This window comes from Burkholderia sp. 22PA0099 (assembly GCF_047497165.1).
Taxonomy (GTDB): Bacteria; Pseudomonadota; Gammaproteobacteria; order Burkholderiales; family Burkholderiaceae; genus Burkholderia.
Map to the genome: position 1 here is coordinate 1894206 of NZ_CP163164.1, position 17148 is coordinate 1911353.

A 17148-nucleotide genomic window follows, 5' to 3' on the forward strand; every position below is an offset into this window, starting at 1 on the left:
CAATTCTCAGGCATCCAGGTGATGCTCCCGCCCGCCATCATTCAGGACTTCATCTATCTGCACCATCCGCCTGCCCGCGAAGGAGGCGGAACAGTTCTGCTTGATACAGGGAGTCCTGCAGTGCATTGTGGTTGCCGGATAGCGTCGGGTTGACAAACTTGGCAATTGCACTAGACCGGGTGTCTCGCCATGCGCAGCCGGTCACTCCCATGAAATATGCTTTGATGTCGAGTGCAGAAAATCCGAATGGGTTGTCGCCCAGAAATCGATGGAAATAGTAGTTAACGAAGGACCAATCGAAAGCAGCGTTCAACCCGACAAACACAGGCACGCTGTCTCCGGCCGTGCATGTTGAGACCCAAGCAGAAAATTCCCGCATCGCATCTACCGGGGATTTCCCGCGGGTCTCCAACTCTTCCAAGGAAAGCCCGGTCACTGCTAGCGCCTCTGCTACAAAGTTCGCTGTTATGGGCTTGAGTTCCACATGGAACGTATTCACGGGGTCGTCGACCAAACATGCGCCAATGGAGAGCATACTGAACTCTCCAGGAATCGGCCCCGATGCTTCTATATCGACAGAGATGAATATTTCATTACCCTTGGTCATTCGCTATCTTCCAATGTTCGGTGGGTTTAAAAGGCCCGTTCGTCAGGACTGGTGGCATCTGACCAACATGTGTGTCCCGGCCGTCATTGTAGTTGCCCCCGTCCAACCGAACACGCCATCACACTTAGGTTGTTGAATCCGTCGAACGCCGGAACTCGCGAGGCGAGCGGTATTTCAGCGCGCCGTGGGGATGCTTCTCGTTGGAATGCTCGAGCGCGATGTTCAGATTGCGTGCAGCAGGTCGACAGGGCGTGGTCCGATACGTCGCGTGAGGACGTTCGCTCAGCGTCAGCTGTAAGTCGGGCGGAGGCTTGCCTGCACTTCATGAACTAGCTTTCTCTCGAAAGCTGATAGGCTCGACATGAATGCTCTGGAAACACGGAGTTTGTCGAGCATCGCGTCAAGCGTATCGGGGCGCCCTAGTTCAATCCACACCTTGCGGCCAATGGAAACAGGCAAGCCGTATTCGTCAAGAGCATTGACGATTGGATTCCGTCCCACATTTTCTAAACGGAAGATGTAGACGTCGTAAGAGCCCGTTTTTATGTGCCCCTGCTGCTGAAAAATGTACTTCTGGATTCGATTCAACGCACCAAGCAGACGGGGAGCTCGAAATTCGGCCCATTGCCTCTGAAAATCAAAAAGCTTCTCGATTGCATCATCGACATCATCCTCGTCTTTTTGAAAATCTTTGACGGCCTCTGCAAAGGATTTTGCCATCATCAATCGATTGAGTAGAAATGCTAGTTGGCGTCCGGACGAGACCTCCGACCTACGGCGGCCGTCAGTGAAGTGCCTCCAAATGAGCTCGCATGCGTACTCCAGTTCGTCATAGGTAGGGTAGCCGTCCCACGTCAGCATTTGCCGTGAAAAGGGGAGCTCATCCCGAATCTGCTGAGCAAGAGCGATTTGCGCTTCGGGTTCTATGCCTGCATTTTGACGAAGTACGTCAAGATTCAAGATGTCGTTGTTGAAGAAGCGATTCACGCGCGCGGACGACTTGGGTGATAGCTCTCCCGGCTCAAGTTGTATCAGTAGCGACTCACTGGCGTCTTCTGACTGCGTCACAACAGGGATGTCTATCAATGGTAGCTCGGGCTGCGGTGGTTCCTTGTAGATATACACTCGTCCGATGAAGTGCTGGAACATCCTCCCGGAGCGCCCCTTGATATTGGAGTAGGTAAAGTAGTCGAGCTTTTTCAGCGCGATTTTGTTGTCCAGTACGATGACGTTCTTCGCACGTGTGTTGACGCCTTCAATCAACGTTGACGTGCAGACGAGGTAAGGGATTGCTCCTTCGTTGAATAGGCGGACCGTCAGTTGAGTCAGCGAGCGAGGGAGCTTGCCGTGATGGATGCCGACTCCAGAGGCAAGAGCCTTAGCAAACGACCACTTTGGGTGGTAGTTGGCCCTTACCCAGTCTGCCGCGGCTGCGACCTCTGCGTTACTGGATATCGAGAGCTCTTTCGCGAGTCGAGTCGCAATTGCATGTGCGCGATTCGGTGACCTGACATAGATGAGCGTAGGCTCATCCAGGGTCGACGCGAGGGAGATTGCGTCTTCGGCCTCATCACTCACGTCACGCCTAATTACCTCTGTGACGACAGTATTGAAGTCGGTTCTGACGAAGTCACACTTGAAGCGCTGGACGAAAGCTGACGGGATATTTTGGATGTTCGGACCAAGCATATAGAACTGCTTGGCCTGCCGGGCGAGCTTGTGGAATGCCAGGTTGAGTGTCTGTGCTCTATCGGCATCTTCGGACGGGTCCAGTTTGTAGAATTCGTCGATAACGAAGAAGTCGATATTTTCGATGTGCTGGTTGTCTACTACGCGTTCTTGCGTATGGACGAAAATGTTGCGAGGTCCGGGTAGCTGCGATGAGTGAGTGATGATTTTATAGTGGTCGCTGTACCGCATCAGGCGACGGCGTGTTTCATCGAGCAAGGACAGCGTAGGGACGACGATAGCAATGTTCTCGTGCCGATGAGAGGCTACGACAGCATCTATGATTAAGCTCTTCCCGAAGCTAGTAGGTGCACTCAGCACGACGCTCCGGCCTTTCATCAACGTTCTGAACACCTGAGCTTGGACGCGGTGAAATACCTTCCCAAACCCGTCCATCGGGCGATGCATTTCATATGCGATTGCATCGGCAAGTGTCAGTGAGTCTTCTGACAGGTAGGGAAATAGACCGGCCTCACGCGCAAGAGAGTCGACGATTTCTCGAAACGGCTCGAGCCAAGGTTGTGCGTCGAGAAGTCGGATGACTAGCTCTTGGCCCTCAGCTTCCGACGAAGTTCCTTGAGTCACGTGTACAAATTTCGACACCTCGCGGAGCACGTCGAACGGTTCGGCGCGGCCGGCGGTGACCGCAGAGATTCCTTCACGGAGCTGGTCGAGGCTCAGAGACATTGCAACCCCTTAAGATATTCGTCCATTGCCTTCACCAACTGCTTCTTCTCCTGAAGCGGAAAGAGAATCAGTCTGACCATAACGTCCGTTAGAGGATTTTTCGAGTGGAAGTTTTGGTAGTGCCGCTCTAGCTCGGTCGTGAGCGCCTGAACATATTCTTGGGTGCGCTTCACGTGAGCTTTCGTTGTCGGACTATCGTATGTGAGCAGCACTGGAACGACAATGCTCTCGAAGACATCGTCCATGGATGTCGACTCGTGGATGAGGCTTCGTAGCTTCTCTGCATGTGGCCACGATGAGTCTACCTTAGAGTCAATCATGATGAACTCGTTGCGGAGATACTTGGACTGGCCAGAGTTTCATAGACACTCACAAGCCGTTTAGCGCGTAGCGCCGCTCAAACTCTACAGGTGACAGGTCGCCGGCGGAACCATGCCGGCGAATCGGGTTGTAGAACATCTCAATGTAATCGAACACGTCCGAGAAAGCTGCTGTCCTGTTCGGGTAGATGCGCCGCTTGACCCGCTCCTTCTTCAATGCGCTGAAAAAGCTTTCGGCAACGGCGTTATCGTGGCAATTTCCGCGACGACTCATGCTCGGGACCATATGGTGAGCCCTCAAGAATGACTGCCAGTCATCGCTGGTGAACTGACTGCCCTGATCCGAATGCACCATGACACCGGGCCCCGGTTTGCGCTTCCAGACTGCGGCCAACAGGGCTTGCAACACCAGATCAGTGGCCATCGTTGATCGCGTGGCCCAGCCAACGATCTGACGCGAGTACAGATCCATGACCGCCGCCAAATACAGCCAGCCTTCGTAAGTTCGGATGTACGTGATGTCGGTTACCCAGACTCTGTTCGGCGCGTCGGGGGCAAACTCCCGATTCAATACATTGTCCACCACACCAACCGGGCCCCCACGATAACGAGGCTTGCTGCCGTAGCCGACTTCGGCGCGCAACCCTTCTTCGCGCATTAACCGAAACACGCGATGACGACTACACGTCTCGCCCGATTCTCGCAAATCCACCGTGATTTTGCGGTAACCGTAGACGCCGCCGCTGGTCAGCCAATGATGCTTGATCAGACCGAGGAGCCGGTCGTCCTCGCGCTGGCGCTCACTACCCGACTGACGCCGCCAGGCGTAATAACCGCTGCGATGAACGTTGAGAACACCGCACATCGTACGCAGGCAATGCTCGTTGATATGGGCCCGAATGAATGCGTACTTTGCCGTTATCCCTTTGCAAAGTACGCGGCGGCCTTTTTTAGAATGTCGCGCTCCTCGGTTACCCGCTTGAGTTCGGCCTTCAGCCTACGCACCTCGGTGTTCTGGTCCAATTCCGCCTGCCGCACAACATCCGGCTTATCGAATTTCGCCCGCCAAGCATAGAGGCTGTGCGTCGTAATGCCCAGCCGCTGGGCGACATCCGCCACCGAGTGACCGCGCTCGGTAACTTGCTTGACTGCTTCGATCTTGAACTCATCCGTGTACCGCTTGCCGCTCATGCTGACCTCCTCGGTTGCCATAAATTATGGCTCGAAGATGTCTACGAAAGGCTGGCCAGTCCAACTCCCGTTTAAAATGTCGGTCCAACTCGCCGCAAACATCTGTGATTGCAGGTGCAATACTTTCGTAGAACTTCACCTCGCCGAGCCACAGCTGCAAACCGGTTTCCGTCGGGATGACGTGCACGGCGTCAAAGCCCTTAACCGTATTGTTGACGGAGTCCTTGAAGTAGATTTTCGAGATTGCCGGGAGCGTTCGGAACAGCTCTTTCAAAATGACGTGGAGGAATAGTTCTCCAAATTCGCCACGGCTCTGAAACTTCTCGGTCTGATAGACACGCTTGGCAGCAGTCGCTATCAGTTCCATCGCGTTGTCACCGTTGAGCCCCTGTAGCTCGGAGTAACGCAAGCAGAACTCAGGGAGTGCTCGAAAGACAAGCTTAACAAGCTGCGTCAACCGCCACTTGCCTTCCTCGTAACCCGCGCAGATTCCGGTAAGACTCGGTTCGCGCGTTACGTCGTCTACGATTACATGAAAGAATTGGCCCGGCATGTTGCGGTTCTTCTTCAAGAAGCACCGACAACCGCTGGCACGTGGGAAACATCGAAGTCGAATGTCTCAGGGCTGCCGGCAGCGTTAGCGAAGTGCCTCGCTGTAGGAAAGTTTGACCAGCCCTAAGGACTGAGCGCTCATGTTTACTGGGAAATAGTATCCCATATGTGATTCGCGTTTTTGCAGGAATTGTCAGAGTGAAGTTGTAATAGGATGCTATCTAGCGGTGGCCGACCAGACAGAGTCGGTCGGCCATCACCTTGTGTGGTGCCTGAGATTGAACAGCGAGTCGGACAGACTCGTATAACGTTCAGCGATGGCTTTGCTTAGCTTGGCTAGCTAAGCAAGTGCCAGCCCGTCGCCAGCCTCACTGGCACTAGTTCACACTGCAGGCTTGGCGATGTACCAATTTTCACGATAAAGAAGGGCCGAGACCGGTAGCTACCGAGGCATCACATAGAGTCAAATGTGATGGGCCGCGACTGCGACAGCATGTGCGATGTTCGCTTGAAACGTGACGCCCGCCATCCAGCCGACGCACGCTGCCACAACCCGTGTACGAGGTTTTCCGGATGCTTGCTCGAGTACAAACTGTCTGAGAGCCACGAACCAGATAGCTGCGTTGAGCATCACCGACAGTGCGTGACCGTCATGAGAGAAGGCGATGACGCAGCTGAGGCCAAGTAGAAAAGAAGCCGCGTTCATAGATAGTGTGCAGACACCTTGCGCGGCAGATAGAGCGAATTGCTGGACTGGCAAGTTTCTTCGTGCCCACGGAGCCCACTTCGCAGCGGCGCCGGCCAAGACGGCGATGCCGGCGAATTCCAAGATTGTTGAGAACTTCACAACCAGGCTCAACGCGCGAGCTTGCCAAGAAAAGTCGAGAATCGTTGGTGGGAGCGTCATCACGGCGATACCAAGTCCAATTCCACCGAGGAAGTGGCCTACCACTAGCGGCCTCACCTGAAGATGACTGAAGATGCTGCGCACTCGAGCGAGGATGCTACGTTTGGCCATGACCAGCTCCGTGGGATGGTGATAAGCGTTACTTCGACCTCCCTTGCGCAAACTTTAGGCATCCAGTCATATCAATATGAGCCTTGGGTGCCTCGACGAGTATACGTAGCGCACATCTTGCGATGTGCACACAGGCGGCAAGAACAAGTCATCGCGCGTGGGGGACAGTGATGAAGGTCGGGAGGCGAAGCCGTCCGTTGCAGCCCTAGGACTTCTGCGCCTTGTAGAATCTGAAGCATCAATGACATGTGCCCGTCGCGCAGCGCGTCGAATTTTTCGGGACGAAACCTCGACGAGAGAGAGGATTAGATGGAAATTGAGCTCGAGAACGCTAAGGCCATCTATCGGAATGCGATTGACCCACGTGCATGTGACGGAGAGGGCCATGAGTGGTGGAGCGCGGTCGCTGCCCGCTCGTTGAGTGACGCTGCGATGGTCATTGCGTGGTGGCACCATGACTGGACTCAAGTCTCTGACACACCGCGTGGAGCAGCTAAGCGAATACGGGAAGCTGGTCGCGCATTCCGTCTCAAAATAGAGCGTAGACAGTGCATGGCCGAAAAGCGATGAGCGGAGCCACTGATGTATCGAATGCGTCAACTGAACTTGAGACCGTCAAGGCAGTATCGATGCGCATACGGAGAAGCTTCGAGACGGTGCTGTCCGCCAGCCGCATCCCGGGTACGACAGGGACGTGCTTGCACGCTTCAATCTTGCTTCAACGCGCGCTAGACAAATTCGCCGACAGCGAAACGGTTATTCGAGGCGGAGACGGCCTAAATGATGGTGGTGCCCGTGATGTCACGGGCGCGTGGCACGGGCACTATTGGGTCGAGGGCGTCACGGCGATGGGCGTTCCGTTTCTCGCCGACATCACGGCAGACCAGTTCGGCTGGCCGAGTGTGGTCGTATTGCCGCTCGCAGTTGCTCGTGAACGCTATATTCCAGGGGATGACGACTCGTGCGAACTGGCCATCGACGCGGAGATTGACCGTATCAATGAGACGTTGGGACAGGCTGCCGATTGAGGCGGGGCGCCTGCCGTGCAGGTGGCGACTGCTGTTCGTCTGATGGTGTCATCTGTGGCGTGACCTCCTTCGGAGTTGGCCTCGCCGGCAGTGGCATCGATATGCGGGATGAGTTCGTCGCTGGAAAAGAGTGGAAGCGAACGTAGAAGGGGCGTGCTGGATGCCTCTCTAGCACGCTCCGGCTACTGAACCGGGTGCCTCACGAAGACGCCAGCGCTAGTGAGTAGGTCAACTGCCAGTTCAACCGGCAATTCTATTCTCCACGCGGTAAGCTTCGCGTAGCTTTCTGGGATATATCTCCAACAGGTGGCTTGCTCTTGAAGCTCGAGCAGAATGTCTCTCTCCACGCCTGGACTGATGAAGATTCCCATGTCTCTTACGGTTTGCCTGAATTTCCCTATATCAGGTTTTCTGGAAGACCATTGGCAGCCACGCAAAGCCTCCTCTTGGATGCGCGCTTTTTCCTCCAGTGTAGGGATGCTCGATTCGTCACCCAAGCGGTCTCGAAGGACTTTGAATTGCTGTCCATTGAGTTTGCTCAAATAGTCTGCGCGCTCAAGTCCGGAAAGGAAGTGCCAGAGCGCGACGCGCACCGACCGTGATTTAGCCGCGGGAATCTCGTATCGCTCGTGCAACCAATCAGCGATTTCTTCGAGTTTGACCAACGCGAGCGCCCCCCTGGATTTACGCCCGAGGATGTATTCCCCAAACACATCAGCTTGCCAGATGCAAGACGGGACCCGGATTGCATCGGCGCCGCGCACGGACTGCCCAAGGATTGCTGGCCAGAATATGGCTGGCTTTCCAAGCTCGTCCTCAAGGAATTCCAGTTTTTGACGGGGAGGCAGCGCTCGAAACGTCGCATGGATTCGCTCGGTCCGCTTGAAGATTTCGGCCAGTTCGTCCGCGTGTGCCTCTGTTCTCGCAAAGTTGAGCCTTCGCTCTTCCTGTTCTTCCCGCACTAGCTCGTCATAGGCTTCCAAATCGCGTTGGCGTTGCATCCTATTGAGTTCCTCGATGGCTTCGACCTGCCCAGGGTAGAACACCCAGCGTTTTCGCTCGGAAGCGCCGAGGACCAGATTACGAATTTCGTGTGCAGTCGCATCGCGAGCGGCCGAGGACAAGTCAATTTCCAAGGTGGGAACCTGCAGGCGGCGAAGCACTTCGAGCTTCGGTTTTTCAGGCTTGTGTGTGACCGTCACCTCAACAAAGATAGTCTCACCGTTGCAGACGCCCCGGAAGTCAGGACGGATGGTGGCAACGGTGACCTCGGCCTCGCCGGGCTCGTCCCAGCGCAGGGTTTTCGCATCACGGAGAGTGATGCTTCCTAGGCCCGGTTCGTCATCGAGTGTGCAAATCGCGGCTGGCACGTGGAGCAGGCTGCTTTCTACGAGTGTCTGCTTCGCGAGCTTATGCAACGCGGTCTCTGAGGTTCCAGTGCAGTCAGTGGCGACTTTGTGAGCGAAATGCCAGATGCGCTTCTCGCCTTGCTTTCGAATGACTTCCCTTTTGCATACGGCACATTTGAAGGAGCCCGGCGCCGGCGGTGGCACGTCTTGGATGTCAATGATTCGCCCGCTGCTATCGACTGCGAACGGTATCTTCACGTCGCGGGAACCTGACGATAAACGAGCATCTCCTTTTCCGTTTGAGCAGGGTTAGGGTCAACGATTGCCTCGACCATATCGAGCGTCGCCACATAATCATCCGGCAGCCCGGCTTCTCGAGCGCCGGCGAGAACGTGATGCTTGTACCACTCAAATGGCTTCAAGGCGGCGTCTTTGTCGGTCGCTCGATAGGAGCACGCCAGAATGCGGCCGGCTTGGGTTTCCACCGTGACCTCACAGGCGTCGTATCCGTTGCCCAGCCCTTCAGCCTTATCGAGCGCAGGTCGGTCTGCGTAGGCGATGGTGTAGAGAACGCCAAAAACCCGGTCCTCGTCGTTCCCTGTGTATTCGCAATCGCATTTCCCAGAAGTGTCCCTGCTGACTTTGTCGAACGTGAGCCGGTGGCCCGACAACGAGCCGATGGTCTGCATACGAGCGCTCGGCGTGCGTGTAGCCAAGCGTCTCGCGCTCATGTTGGAGCCGTATGCGAAGTAGAGGAATTCATTTTGTTCGGGCACGGCCTCTCTCCTTGTTGTTTGTACCCATGGATAGCGATTGAATCATCCTAGCAGAGAGACGCGAAACTCCTTAGATTTCTGACTCGCCTGCGCACTATCGACGCGGCAAGAGGGCTCGCGCTGCTTAGCCGCGTACATCTAGTTGGGTGATGGGCACCTGTTGAAATGCGCTTTCCCCAGCTTGGCGAGCGGCGCGCCTTACCCTGAATTCGGAGCTATTATTATGCCGGGCTTTGCCTCTACTCTAATATCCAACGGCGCCAGAGCAACTGTATAGCCGCTGGAGGAGGCCATGACGACCGCAATGTGGGCCGGGATGTGGCGACAATGCGTGTCAACACCGCGCCGGGTCTACTGATGGGGCTTTTCTTAGTCCTCAGCGGTCAAGCGCAGGAACTCACGAGAAACAGCATCCAGCGTCTTCCGGTAGCTTCACCGCGGAAGGTGAGGCACTGCACACTATCCAGTAGTCCGCTTCCAACCGAATCGTGCATGGCGCCTCCTAGGGCGGCAGTGCCGTCACTATCCTAATGAGGTTCGAATCGTAGACTGTTCGGCAACCGAAAGAAGTCCTAAAAAGGACCATCGGAGAGCCGGTCAATCGAATGGAAGGTCGGCAATTTATACGAAAGTCAAAAGTCCTCTGGTCGACTACTTTTCGACTTTAGCACTACTCCAGGCATCTGAGAGTCGTTGTAGGCAAATTTTCAAACAACTCTCCCACCACTCCGCGATGAGAGAGTTGTTGTTTTCGGAAATTACATAAAATCAATTGCTCCGCCCGAGACCTCAACTCTGCCTGCCTTGTTTTTCAACGATGGTATGTTAGAGCGGACCTCGCAAGAAAATGATTCCGATGCGCGTGGACGAACTCCAAAAACCTTTTGAAATATCTCTTGCTTCGCTCGCACAACGACACCAAACTCGCTAGTCGCAATAACCTCAAATCCAGCGTCGCGCAAAGCGACGGCAAGAATGCTCAACTTGCTCTCGCTTTGCGATGGCGGCAATTGGTCTGACGGATAAGGCGGTGTAACTGTCGCTATAACTCGCATTTATGCACTCCTACGGTGCAGTACGTTGTGTAAGTATAGACTCCTTGCCGCCAGTCTGCGATTGTCAAACGAGAGCTAAGGCAGCCGTGGCATCCACAAGGCCGTATCCGACAGCCAAGTTCGGAACAGCTGATGTTGCCTGATGTCCCATTGCACTTTTTCCGACAGAAACCGGTTGTGCAGACTGTGACAAAATCTTTCTCACATCGTTCTGTGTCAGCGTTTTATTCAAAGATTTCGCTTTTTCAAGCAATAAAGCAACGACGCCAGCTATCATTGGGGTGGCACTGCTGGTGCCGCTTGCACCTACCCATCCAGACCCAGCTCCCGTTTCGTCGCCATCTGGGAATTTCAGATTCTGATTTGCGATGTCCATGGCACTCAGAGGCTGGGTCGGCATCATGATGTAGATTCCTTTCGGCTTCATTCCGCACAAGCCACAGAAGTCTGGGACAGTGCGAGTGGAAGTCGCCGCGTATCCGCTTGCAAAATCGCTTGCGGTAAGGTTTCCGTTTGCGTCTTGGTAGACGCCGCCGATTGACAGAACCTCATCCATGGAGCCGGGCCATCCGCGATGGCCGTTGCCTGCTGCAAATAGGACGATTTTCCCATTGTTTATTGCGGATAAAATCGATGCCATCAGCAAAGTATCGATTAAATTGCCCTTCATTCCCCAAGAACAGCTGATTATGTCTGCGCCCGACGTTGCTGCTTCCGAGAAAGATAGGGAGGGCGGGTTTCGCCTCGGGAAACCGTAAACCTCAACCTTGGGAGCGACTGCGAAAACATTTGACGTGATTGCAGTGCCGTGCCCATCGAGGTCCTCCGTGGGTTTTTTTTCGAGACTCGTCGCTGTAGGATAATATTTCAGATTTTTGTAGAATGGGTGTTTATGGAAGCCGCTGTCAACCACGGCAACCTTTATTCCATTTCCTGCGAAGGTGGTTGGAACATTTAAGGCATTCCGAATTTCATTCTCGCCAATGTTAAAATAACTTACGGCGGGAGGTGATGCTGATGGTGTCGAGGTATGAAAATATTCTGTCGGGAAGTGGAAAAAGACTTCTTGGATGTTCAAATCCGAATCCGAAATTCTGACGACAGGACCATCCTCTGGTGCAATGAATAGCTGGTCTGGCTTAGGAGGAGCAAAGTTCGACGAACCTCCGTTAAATCCACGAGCCCAGCTGGAGTCGGAGCTGGCGTGAAGAAAAAGTGGTTTAGCGATAAGCGAGGCAACCTTGGCAGGTGACGCCTGGACGAACAACGCGAACTCAGTCATCGCGATGACATCGAAGCCCTTTTGTCGGAGAAGCTCGGCGGTTTTTTCTGCCATATCCGGAGCGAGTCGGTATTGGTCAACGTTGCTTGTATTCAGCTCGTCCGGGCCCACAGCATCTGATAGTAACCGCCCACTCGTGGTCTGAGTGGTTATGCTCACAATTAAATTTTGGCTAAGCTCACGAGCTCTTTCGGATAGGGTGATTGAATTTTCTACAAATAAATCTAACCCGGGAGCGTATTGAATTTCGCGGGGAATCCTGTAAATTCCCGGCGATGGAGTAATTTTGATTTCGTATTTTGTTTTGTTATGTACTGTGTTGCGGCGCTCGGGATGCTCTATAATTGCGATGTTTTTGATTTGAGGTAGTGGTTGTGTGATGGTGCTGTGATTGATTGTTTTAAGGAGGTCTCCTTGTTTCAGTATCAGTGGTGGGTTTGATTCTGGCGAGGCAGTTGTTGAGTGGGGATAGATGATGTTTGGTAAATTGAGACCTATTTCAATTCCGAATGTGTCAAGTAATTTCACGCGACGTTTTTCGCGGGGATATCCATAGTGCAAAATTTTGGAATGCGCTATCTTTTTGGTTTTCTCTTGAAAAGAGTTTTTTTTATTGATTGCCGCACGAACACTTTTTGATACTTTGGTCATTTTTGGCCTGATTTCGTTGATTAGGGCTAGCGATAGCTTGGCAGTAGCGCAGCCGGGCGAGCGTGAACTTCCGATGCTTTCCTCTATCGAAATCTCAGCTTTCTCCCCGCGGTCGGCCCAGAGCGCTGTCACCTACCTCGCCGCTTGCCTACTTGACTTCCAGCAAACCTAGATAATACATCGCATACATTTTAATGGATGATTCGCGTACCAGCCTTGACTTGGCAGAAGATGCAACGGGGGTATGCTCAGCCGGCTGAAAAGCGGCAACCAGGTGGAACGCTCCGCGGGACGAAAAGCGGCAACCAGGACGAGCGGCTACCAACCGAAAAGCAGTATCCAGGTCGAAGGCCGCCCCGCGCTACATCCCTCCCTCGAGCATCCCTTCCCAGCGAGGCAAATCCGTCTGAACGCGGCGCTACACCCGCGGATATCCGTTGGCTCAACCCCGCAGCGTGTCTCGCGTGCAGAGTCGAGCAAGGCAGCCTCGAGGGCGCAGCGAGCGGTGTCCCGCCTGCGCAGCCCCCAGGAACAACATCAGACCCCTCCAGCGCGGAATGACCGCTGCCCCGCAACGCAAGGGGTACTTTTCCAGCGAAACAAGACGAACGAGGGGCAGAAATGCGGTATCCAGGTCGAGGCGAGTGCCATCGACAATGCTTGGCTGAATGTCCATCCCAAGTAAGGATTGCAGCCGCGGACTACCTCGAAGTCCGCAATCCGTACCCAGGACAACCGAGCTAACTGCGCGTCTGAGACCTTGGTGCACAGGGCGGACCGCGTGACCATTGGTATATCAAAAAGAGACCATTTGTCGCTGTGATAAATGGTCAGACGAAAGATGTCTTGTGTGCTTTCGATTCGGCGATGAGACCATGGACGCGACTAAATGAGCGAACTTGCAAGAAACAACTTGGGCGACGAGTGGACTGCCCATGCGCTGAGAGATGACTTTGTCCGGAACGCGACGCCGAAATTCGCTTGGTGGGTCTGTGCGTTCTGTGACGTTGCGGTGACCCCTGCTGCCGTGTATGGCGATAAATTCGTAAAGCGTGCGTACTTTACCCTCGCGTCACAAACTTCCGCTCACGCTCCCGACTGTCCATATGGAGGAACAGGTTTCTCCCGATATGGAATAACAGCAGCGCAGCCCCAGGCCCATATCTTTAAGGTAGACCTCCCCGAAAAGTTGGTCGACCCTAAGCCTCCGAAGCAAGCGAACGCGGCAACACAGGCGCAACCGGCCGGTGTCGCCAGTAGCACGGAGATAAAGCGGCGAGTCAATGGTCTCAGTGCCACAGCGACTATCCCGAACCAATACACAACCAGCCTGCTTACGACGTTGATGGATGCCCGGAAAGAGGCGATGAGAGCGATAAAAAAGCTCCCGAAAATCGCACCTCTCCCACCGGGGCCGCAGATGAAAGCTATGTTCGACGTGCTCAAAGGCGTGCCGCTGAATCTCTACGGGACAGCGCTGAACTACAACAGCGCCTTCCATAAAACGACGAAGCTCCCTTGGAAAGGGAGCTTCATCTACTACGGGCGGGCTGACGTTGCAATCGTGCCGCATGGGTTCGTGTTGACATCTCACGACACGTTCCCCAACCCAGATGCAGCTCTGCCTCCCGTCGTCTCTCAAGTGCTTGTCCTGTGCGATAGAGCAAACCCAGTCAATCGGATGCAAGGCCGCATGATTGCAACGCTAGATGAGGCTGCAGGTGCGGTCGCCGGTGCCGCGCCTCGCTCGGTCTCGTGGTCGGCATACGGACAATTTGTATTCAACGACGCAGCAGGAATTTGCGAGATGACTATCACTCAGCCGAACCACATCGCCGTTTAGAAGGCGATGTCGCCTGGGGCACCACCCCACGGATAGGTGGGCGCTGCGGGTGCGGGATGAGCTTGTAGTTTCACTCTATCAGGATGACTTCGACGGGGGGCCCATCCAGCCGGCAACATTGAAACTTTTTTCCTTGCTAAATGATGATAAACATCAGTTTACGAAGAAAAATGTCGCGCTGGGTCCGACTTCCAAGGCTTTTGACTGGCCTGCCTGCAGGATTTTTTTCTCTCTAAACTCAATCCGATACGTGCTCTGGGAGGAAAGAAGTGACCGAAGTTGCCTCTCGGAAAACAGCTGAAGAAGCCTTGGTCGAGCTGTAGGGGCGCGCGCGGTACATATTCGACGTGGATGTGTTCACGAGCATAACGGGGCGCAAGGACCACACGCATGGGATTCGCGTGACCTCGAAGAGGCTTGAGGCGCAGGGGATGGTGACGGCTGTTCTCAAGCGGCCGATGGTGTATTTGATTGTGCCTGCGGAGTACCGTGCGTACGGCGTACCACCGCTGTCCTAGTCGCTACATGACGCGATGCAGCTCCTCGAGCCAACGTACTGCCGACGCGTCCGTCATGCTCTTTGTCTGATTCCCCTTTCAACAGCCGATGGCCGCCAATCGGTTGGCCTGCGAAGTGAGCTTGATTGACTGCTCCGAGTGAACATCGAAAGTCTGCGCATGAGGAAGGCTATTTCCCAGCGCCGCCGCTCGGGAAAAACCTCTCCGGGAAATTTCGATTAGTTTCACTTAAGCCGCGCCCACGTTGGGTTTGCGGGAAGTAGGTCCAGGCTTAAGTGAAACTTTTTAGCCCCCTTTAAGTGAAACTAATCGAAGATGCCACAACGTCTCGATCGACGAGATGCGCGCGGTGTGGGACACCAACGTGTTCGGCGTGCTGGCCGTGTATCAGGCGATGCTGCCGCTGCTGCGGCTGGCTCCGGCGGCGCGCATCGTCAACGTGTCGAGCGGCGTCGGCTCGCTGACCACCAACTCCGATCCGGCGTTCCCGTATCGCGCGATCTTCGGCCCCGTGTATCCGGCCTCGAAGACGGCGCTCAACGCCATCACGCTGGCGATGGCGCTCGAACTGGAGCCGGAAGGGATCAAGGTCAACGCGGTGTCGCCGGGTTATACGCGCACCAATCTCAACAATTATTCGGGTACCGAAACGTTGGAGGAAGGCGCGCGCGAGGCGGTGCGGGTGGCCCTGCAGGGGCCGGATGCGCCGACCGGCACGTTCACGCGCTGGGAAAACCAGACGATTCCCTGGTAAGCGGTACTTCGGGGCATCAGTCCGCCGATCGGCTGCGGCACACGGCGAGCACGCGCTGCCGCAGCCAGCGGTGGACGGGATCGGTGTCCAGGCGCGGGTGCCACATCTGCGAGACGGTGATCACGCCAGTGTCCATCGGCAATGCGAACGCGTGGGCGCTGTCGCCGGCCTGCGCGTCGAAGAACGAGGCCGGCACCAGCGCGATCAGGTCCGAGTGGCGGGCCACGGCCAGCGCGGCCGGAAAGCCCGGCACGGCCGCGGCGATGGTGCGCTCCAGCCCGAGTGCGGCCAGCGCGGTGTCCACCGGGCCGCGCGGGTTGTCCTTGCGCGCGGCCACCACATGGCCGAACGCCACGTAGCGCCGGGCGCTGACGCGTCGCTCGCGTTCGAGCGGATGGCCGCGCCGCACCACGCCGACGAAGCGGTCGCGGAACAGCGCCTGGATGCGCACCTCCGGCCCCATCTCGCCGAGCACGCCGATTTCGAGATCCACCGTGCCTTCGCGCAGCGGCGCCGCGCTCTTGGCCGGCTTGGCGGCGAAGCGCAGGAACACGTGCGGCGCGTCGGCGGTGACGGCCGCGATCAACTGCGCGCCGAACGCTTCCACGAAGCCCTCGTTGGCGCGGATCGTCAAGGTCTGGCGCAGCGTGGCCAGATCGAGATCGGCGCCGGCCGGCCGCAGCACCGCCAGCGTCTCGTGCAGCGCCGCGCGCGTGCGCTCGCGGATCGCCTGCGCATGCGGGGTCGGCACCATGCCGCGCCCGGCGCGCACCAGCAGTGGATCGCCGGTGGCCGCGCGCAGCCGCGCCAGCGTGCGGCTCATCGCCGAATCGCTGAGGCCGAGCCGCCGCGCGGCGCCGGCCACGCTGCCTTCGGCGAGCAGGGCATCGAGCGCGACGAGCAGGTTGAGGTCGGAATCGGGCATGCGCGGATGCTAGCACGCACGCGTTCGAGACATGGCGTCACGTGCAGGTTATTGCTGCAAGCCATGCGTCTTCCGCCATGTGCGGCGCGCCGCTACAGTGCGTTCATCGGCTGGCGATCGCGCCGGCCACTCGATGAGGGCACGCCACATGACAGCAAACCATCAGCACACCGTATTGATTGTCGGCGCATCGCGCGGCCTCGGCCTCGCGATGGTCGACGGCTACCTGAAACGCGGCTGGCGCGTGATCGCCACCGGCCGCCGCCATTCCACCGCGCCGCTCGAACAGCGCTCGCGCGACGCGGGCGGCGCGCTCGAAGTCGAAACGCTCGATATCACCATGCCCGACGAACTGGCCGCGTTGCGCGAGCGCCTGGCGGGCCGCTGGCTCGACGTGCTGTTCGTCAACGCGGGCGTCAAGAACGACGATCGCGAAACGGTGGCCGACGTGTCGACCGACGAATTCGTGCGCGTGATGGTCACCAACGCACTGAGCCCGATGCGGGTGATTGAAGCACTTGAAGCACTGGTGCCGCCGGGCGGCACGATCGGCGTGATGTCGTCGGGGCAGGGCAGCGTGACCAACAACCTGAACGGCCGTTACGAGGTGTATCGCGCCAGCAAGGCCGCGCTGAACATGTTCATGCGCAGCTTCGCGGCGCGCCACGCCGACGACCCGCGCACGCTGCTGCTGATGGCGCCGGGCTGGGTGCGCACCGAGATGGGCGGCCCGCAGGCGCGGCTCGGCATCGACGACAGCATCCCGAAGCTGCTCGACACCATGGCGGCGCAGGCCGGCCGCGCGGGGCTGCAGTATCTCGACTACCAGGGGCTGACGGTGCCGTGGTGAGCCCGGGCCGCCGC

General features: G+C 56.4%; 14 protein-coding genes. 4 read left to right on the top strand and 10 right to left on the bottom strand.

Going from position 1 to position 17148, the window contains the following annotated elements:
* Positions 1 to 49: 49 nt before the first annotated feature.
* The 6 genes from AB4851_RS08375 to AB4851_RS08400 form a co-directional block, all read right to left on the bottom strand.
* Complete coding sequence (locus tag AB4851_RS08375) at positions 50 to 607, bottom strand: exonuclease domain-containing protein (RefSeq protein ID WP_414446791.1); 558 nt, start codon at positions 605 to 607, stop codon at positions 50 to 52.
* 288 nt (positions 608 to 895) lie between these two features.
* A complete protein-coding gene (locus AB4851_RS08380) occupies positions 896 to 3022 on the bottom strand; it encodes a DEAD/DEAH box helicase (protein ID WP_414446792.1) in 2127 nt (708 codons plus the stop codon).
* Complete coding sequence (locus tag AB4851_RS08385; RefSeq protein WP_414446793.1) at positions 3013 to 3342, bottom strand: Hachiman antiphage defense system protein HamA; 330 nt, start codon at positions 3340 to 3342, stop codon at positions 3013 to 3015. The genes AB4851_RS08380 and AB4851_RS08385 overlap by 10 nt, the downstream gene beginning before the upstream one ends.
* A 49-nt stretch (positions 3343 to 3391) precedes the next feature.
* A protein-coding gene (locus AB4851_RS08390) for an IS3 family transposase (protein WP_414446794.1) occupies positions 3392 to 4533 on the bottom strand; the annotation gives its coding sequence in 2 pieces (ribosomal slippage) (positions 3392 to 4287 and positions 4287 to 4533; 1143 coding nt in all).
* Positions 4508 to 5104 carry a DUF1837 domain-containing protein gene (locus tag AB4851_RS08395; RefSeq protein ID WP_414446795.1) on the bottom strand — a complete coding sequence of 199 codons (597 nt, stop codon included), beginning with the start codon at positions 5102 to 5104 and terminating at the stop codon, positions 4508 to 4510. The genes AB4851_RS08390 and AB4851_RS08395 overlap by 26 nt, the downstream gene beginning before the upstream one ends.
* Positions 5105 to 5548: 444 nt before the next feature.
* Positions 5549 to 6103 carry a hypothetical protein gene (locus AB4851_RS08400; RefSeq protein ID WP_414446796.1) on the bottom strand — a complete coding sequence of 185 codons (555 nt, stop codon included), beginning with the start codon at positions 6101 to 6103 and terminating at the stop codon, positions 5549 to 5551.
* 566 nt (positions 6104 to 6669) lie between these two features.
* Here AB4851_RS08400 and AB4851_RS08405 point away from each other — a divergent pair.
* The gene (locus AB4851_RS08405) at positions 6670 to 7131 is read left to right on the top strand and encodes a hypothetical protein (RefSeq protein ID WP_414446797.1); all 462 of its coding nucleotides are present in this window, start codon (positions 6670 to 6672) and stop codon (positions 7129 to 7131) included.
* 182 nt (positions 7132 to 7313) lie between these two features.
* On the opposite strand, the gene AB4851_RS08410 is transcribed toward AB4851_RS08405, so the two are convergent.
* The 3 genes from AB4851_RS08410 to AB4851_RS08420 form a co-directional block, all read right to left on the bottom strand.
* Positions 7314 to 8738, bottom strand: a complete 1425-nt coding sequence (locus AB4851_RS08410) for a competence protein CoiA family protein (RefSeq protein WP_414446798.1) — start codon at positions 8736 to 8738, stop codon at positions 7314 to 7316.
* A complete protein-coding gene (locus tag AB4851_RS08415) occupies positions 8735 to 9256 on the bottom strand; it encodes a gamma-glutamylcyclotransferase family protein (protein ID WP_414446799.1) in 522 nt (173 codons plus the stop codon). Before AB4851_RS08415 ends, AB4851_RS08410 begins: the two co-directional genes overlap by 4 nt.
* A gap of 1119 nt (positions 9257 to 10375) precedes the next feature.
* On the bottom strand, positions 10376 to 12244 hold the full coding sequence (locus AB4851_RS08420; protein WP_414446800.1) for a S8 family serine peptidase: 1869 nt from the start codon (positions 12242 to 12244) through the stop codon (positions 10376 to 10378).
* Positions 12245 to 13133: 889 nt separating this feature from the next.
* On the opposite strand from AB4851_RS08420, the gene AB4851_RS08425 reads away from it, so the two are divergent.
* Positions 13134 to 14087 (top strand): hypothetical protein, encoded by a 954-nt coding sequence (locus AB4851_RS08425; protein WP_414446801.1) that lies wholly within the window; start codon positions 13134 to 13136, stop codon positions 14085 to 14087.
* An 867-nt stretch (positions 14088 to 14954) separates the two neighbouring features.
* The gene (locus AB4851_RS08430; RefSeq protein ID WP_414446802.1) at positions 14955 to 15359 is read left to right on the top strand and encodes an SDR family NAD(P)-dependent oxidoreductase; all 405 of its coding nucleotides are present in this window, start codon (positions 14955 to 14957) and stop codon (positions 15357 to 15359) included.
* Between the two features lie 16 nt (positions 15360 to 15375).
* Here AB4851_RS08430 and AB4851_RS08435 read toward each other — a convergent pair whose 3' ends face one another.
* A complete protein-coding gene (locus tag AB4851_RS08435) occupies positions 15376 to 16284 on the bottom strand; it encodes a LysR family transcriptional regulator (protein WP_414446803.1) in 909 nt (302 codons plus the stop codon).
* Between the two features lie 148 nt (positions 16285 to 16432).
* On the opposite strand from AB4851_RS08435, the gene AB4851_RS08440 reads away from it, so the two are divergent.
* Entirely contained in the window at positions 16433 to 17134 is a 702-nt protein-coding gene (locus AB4851_RS08440; protein ID WP_414446804.1) for an SDR family NAD(P)-dependent oxidoreductase, read from the top strand.
* Positions 17135 to 17148: the final 14 nt, after the last annotated feature.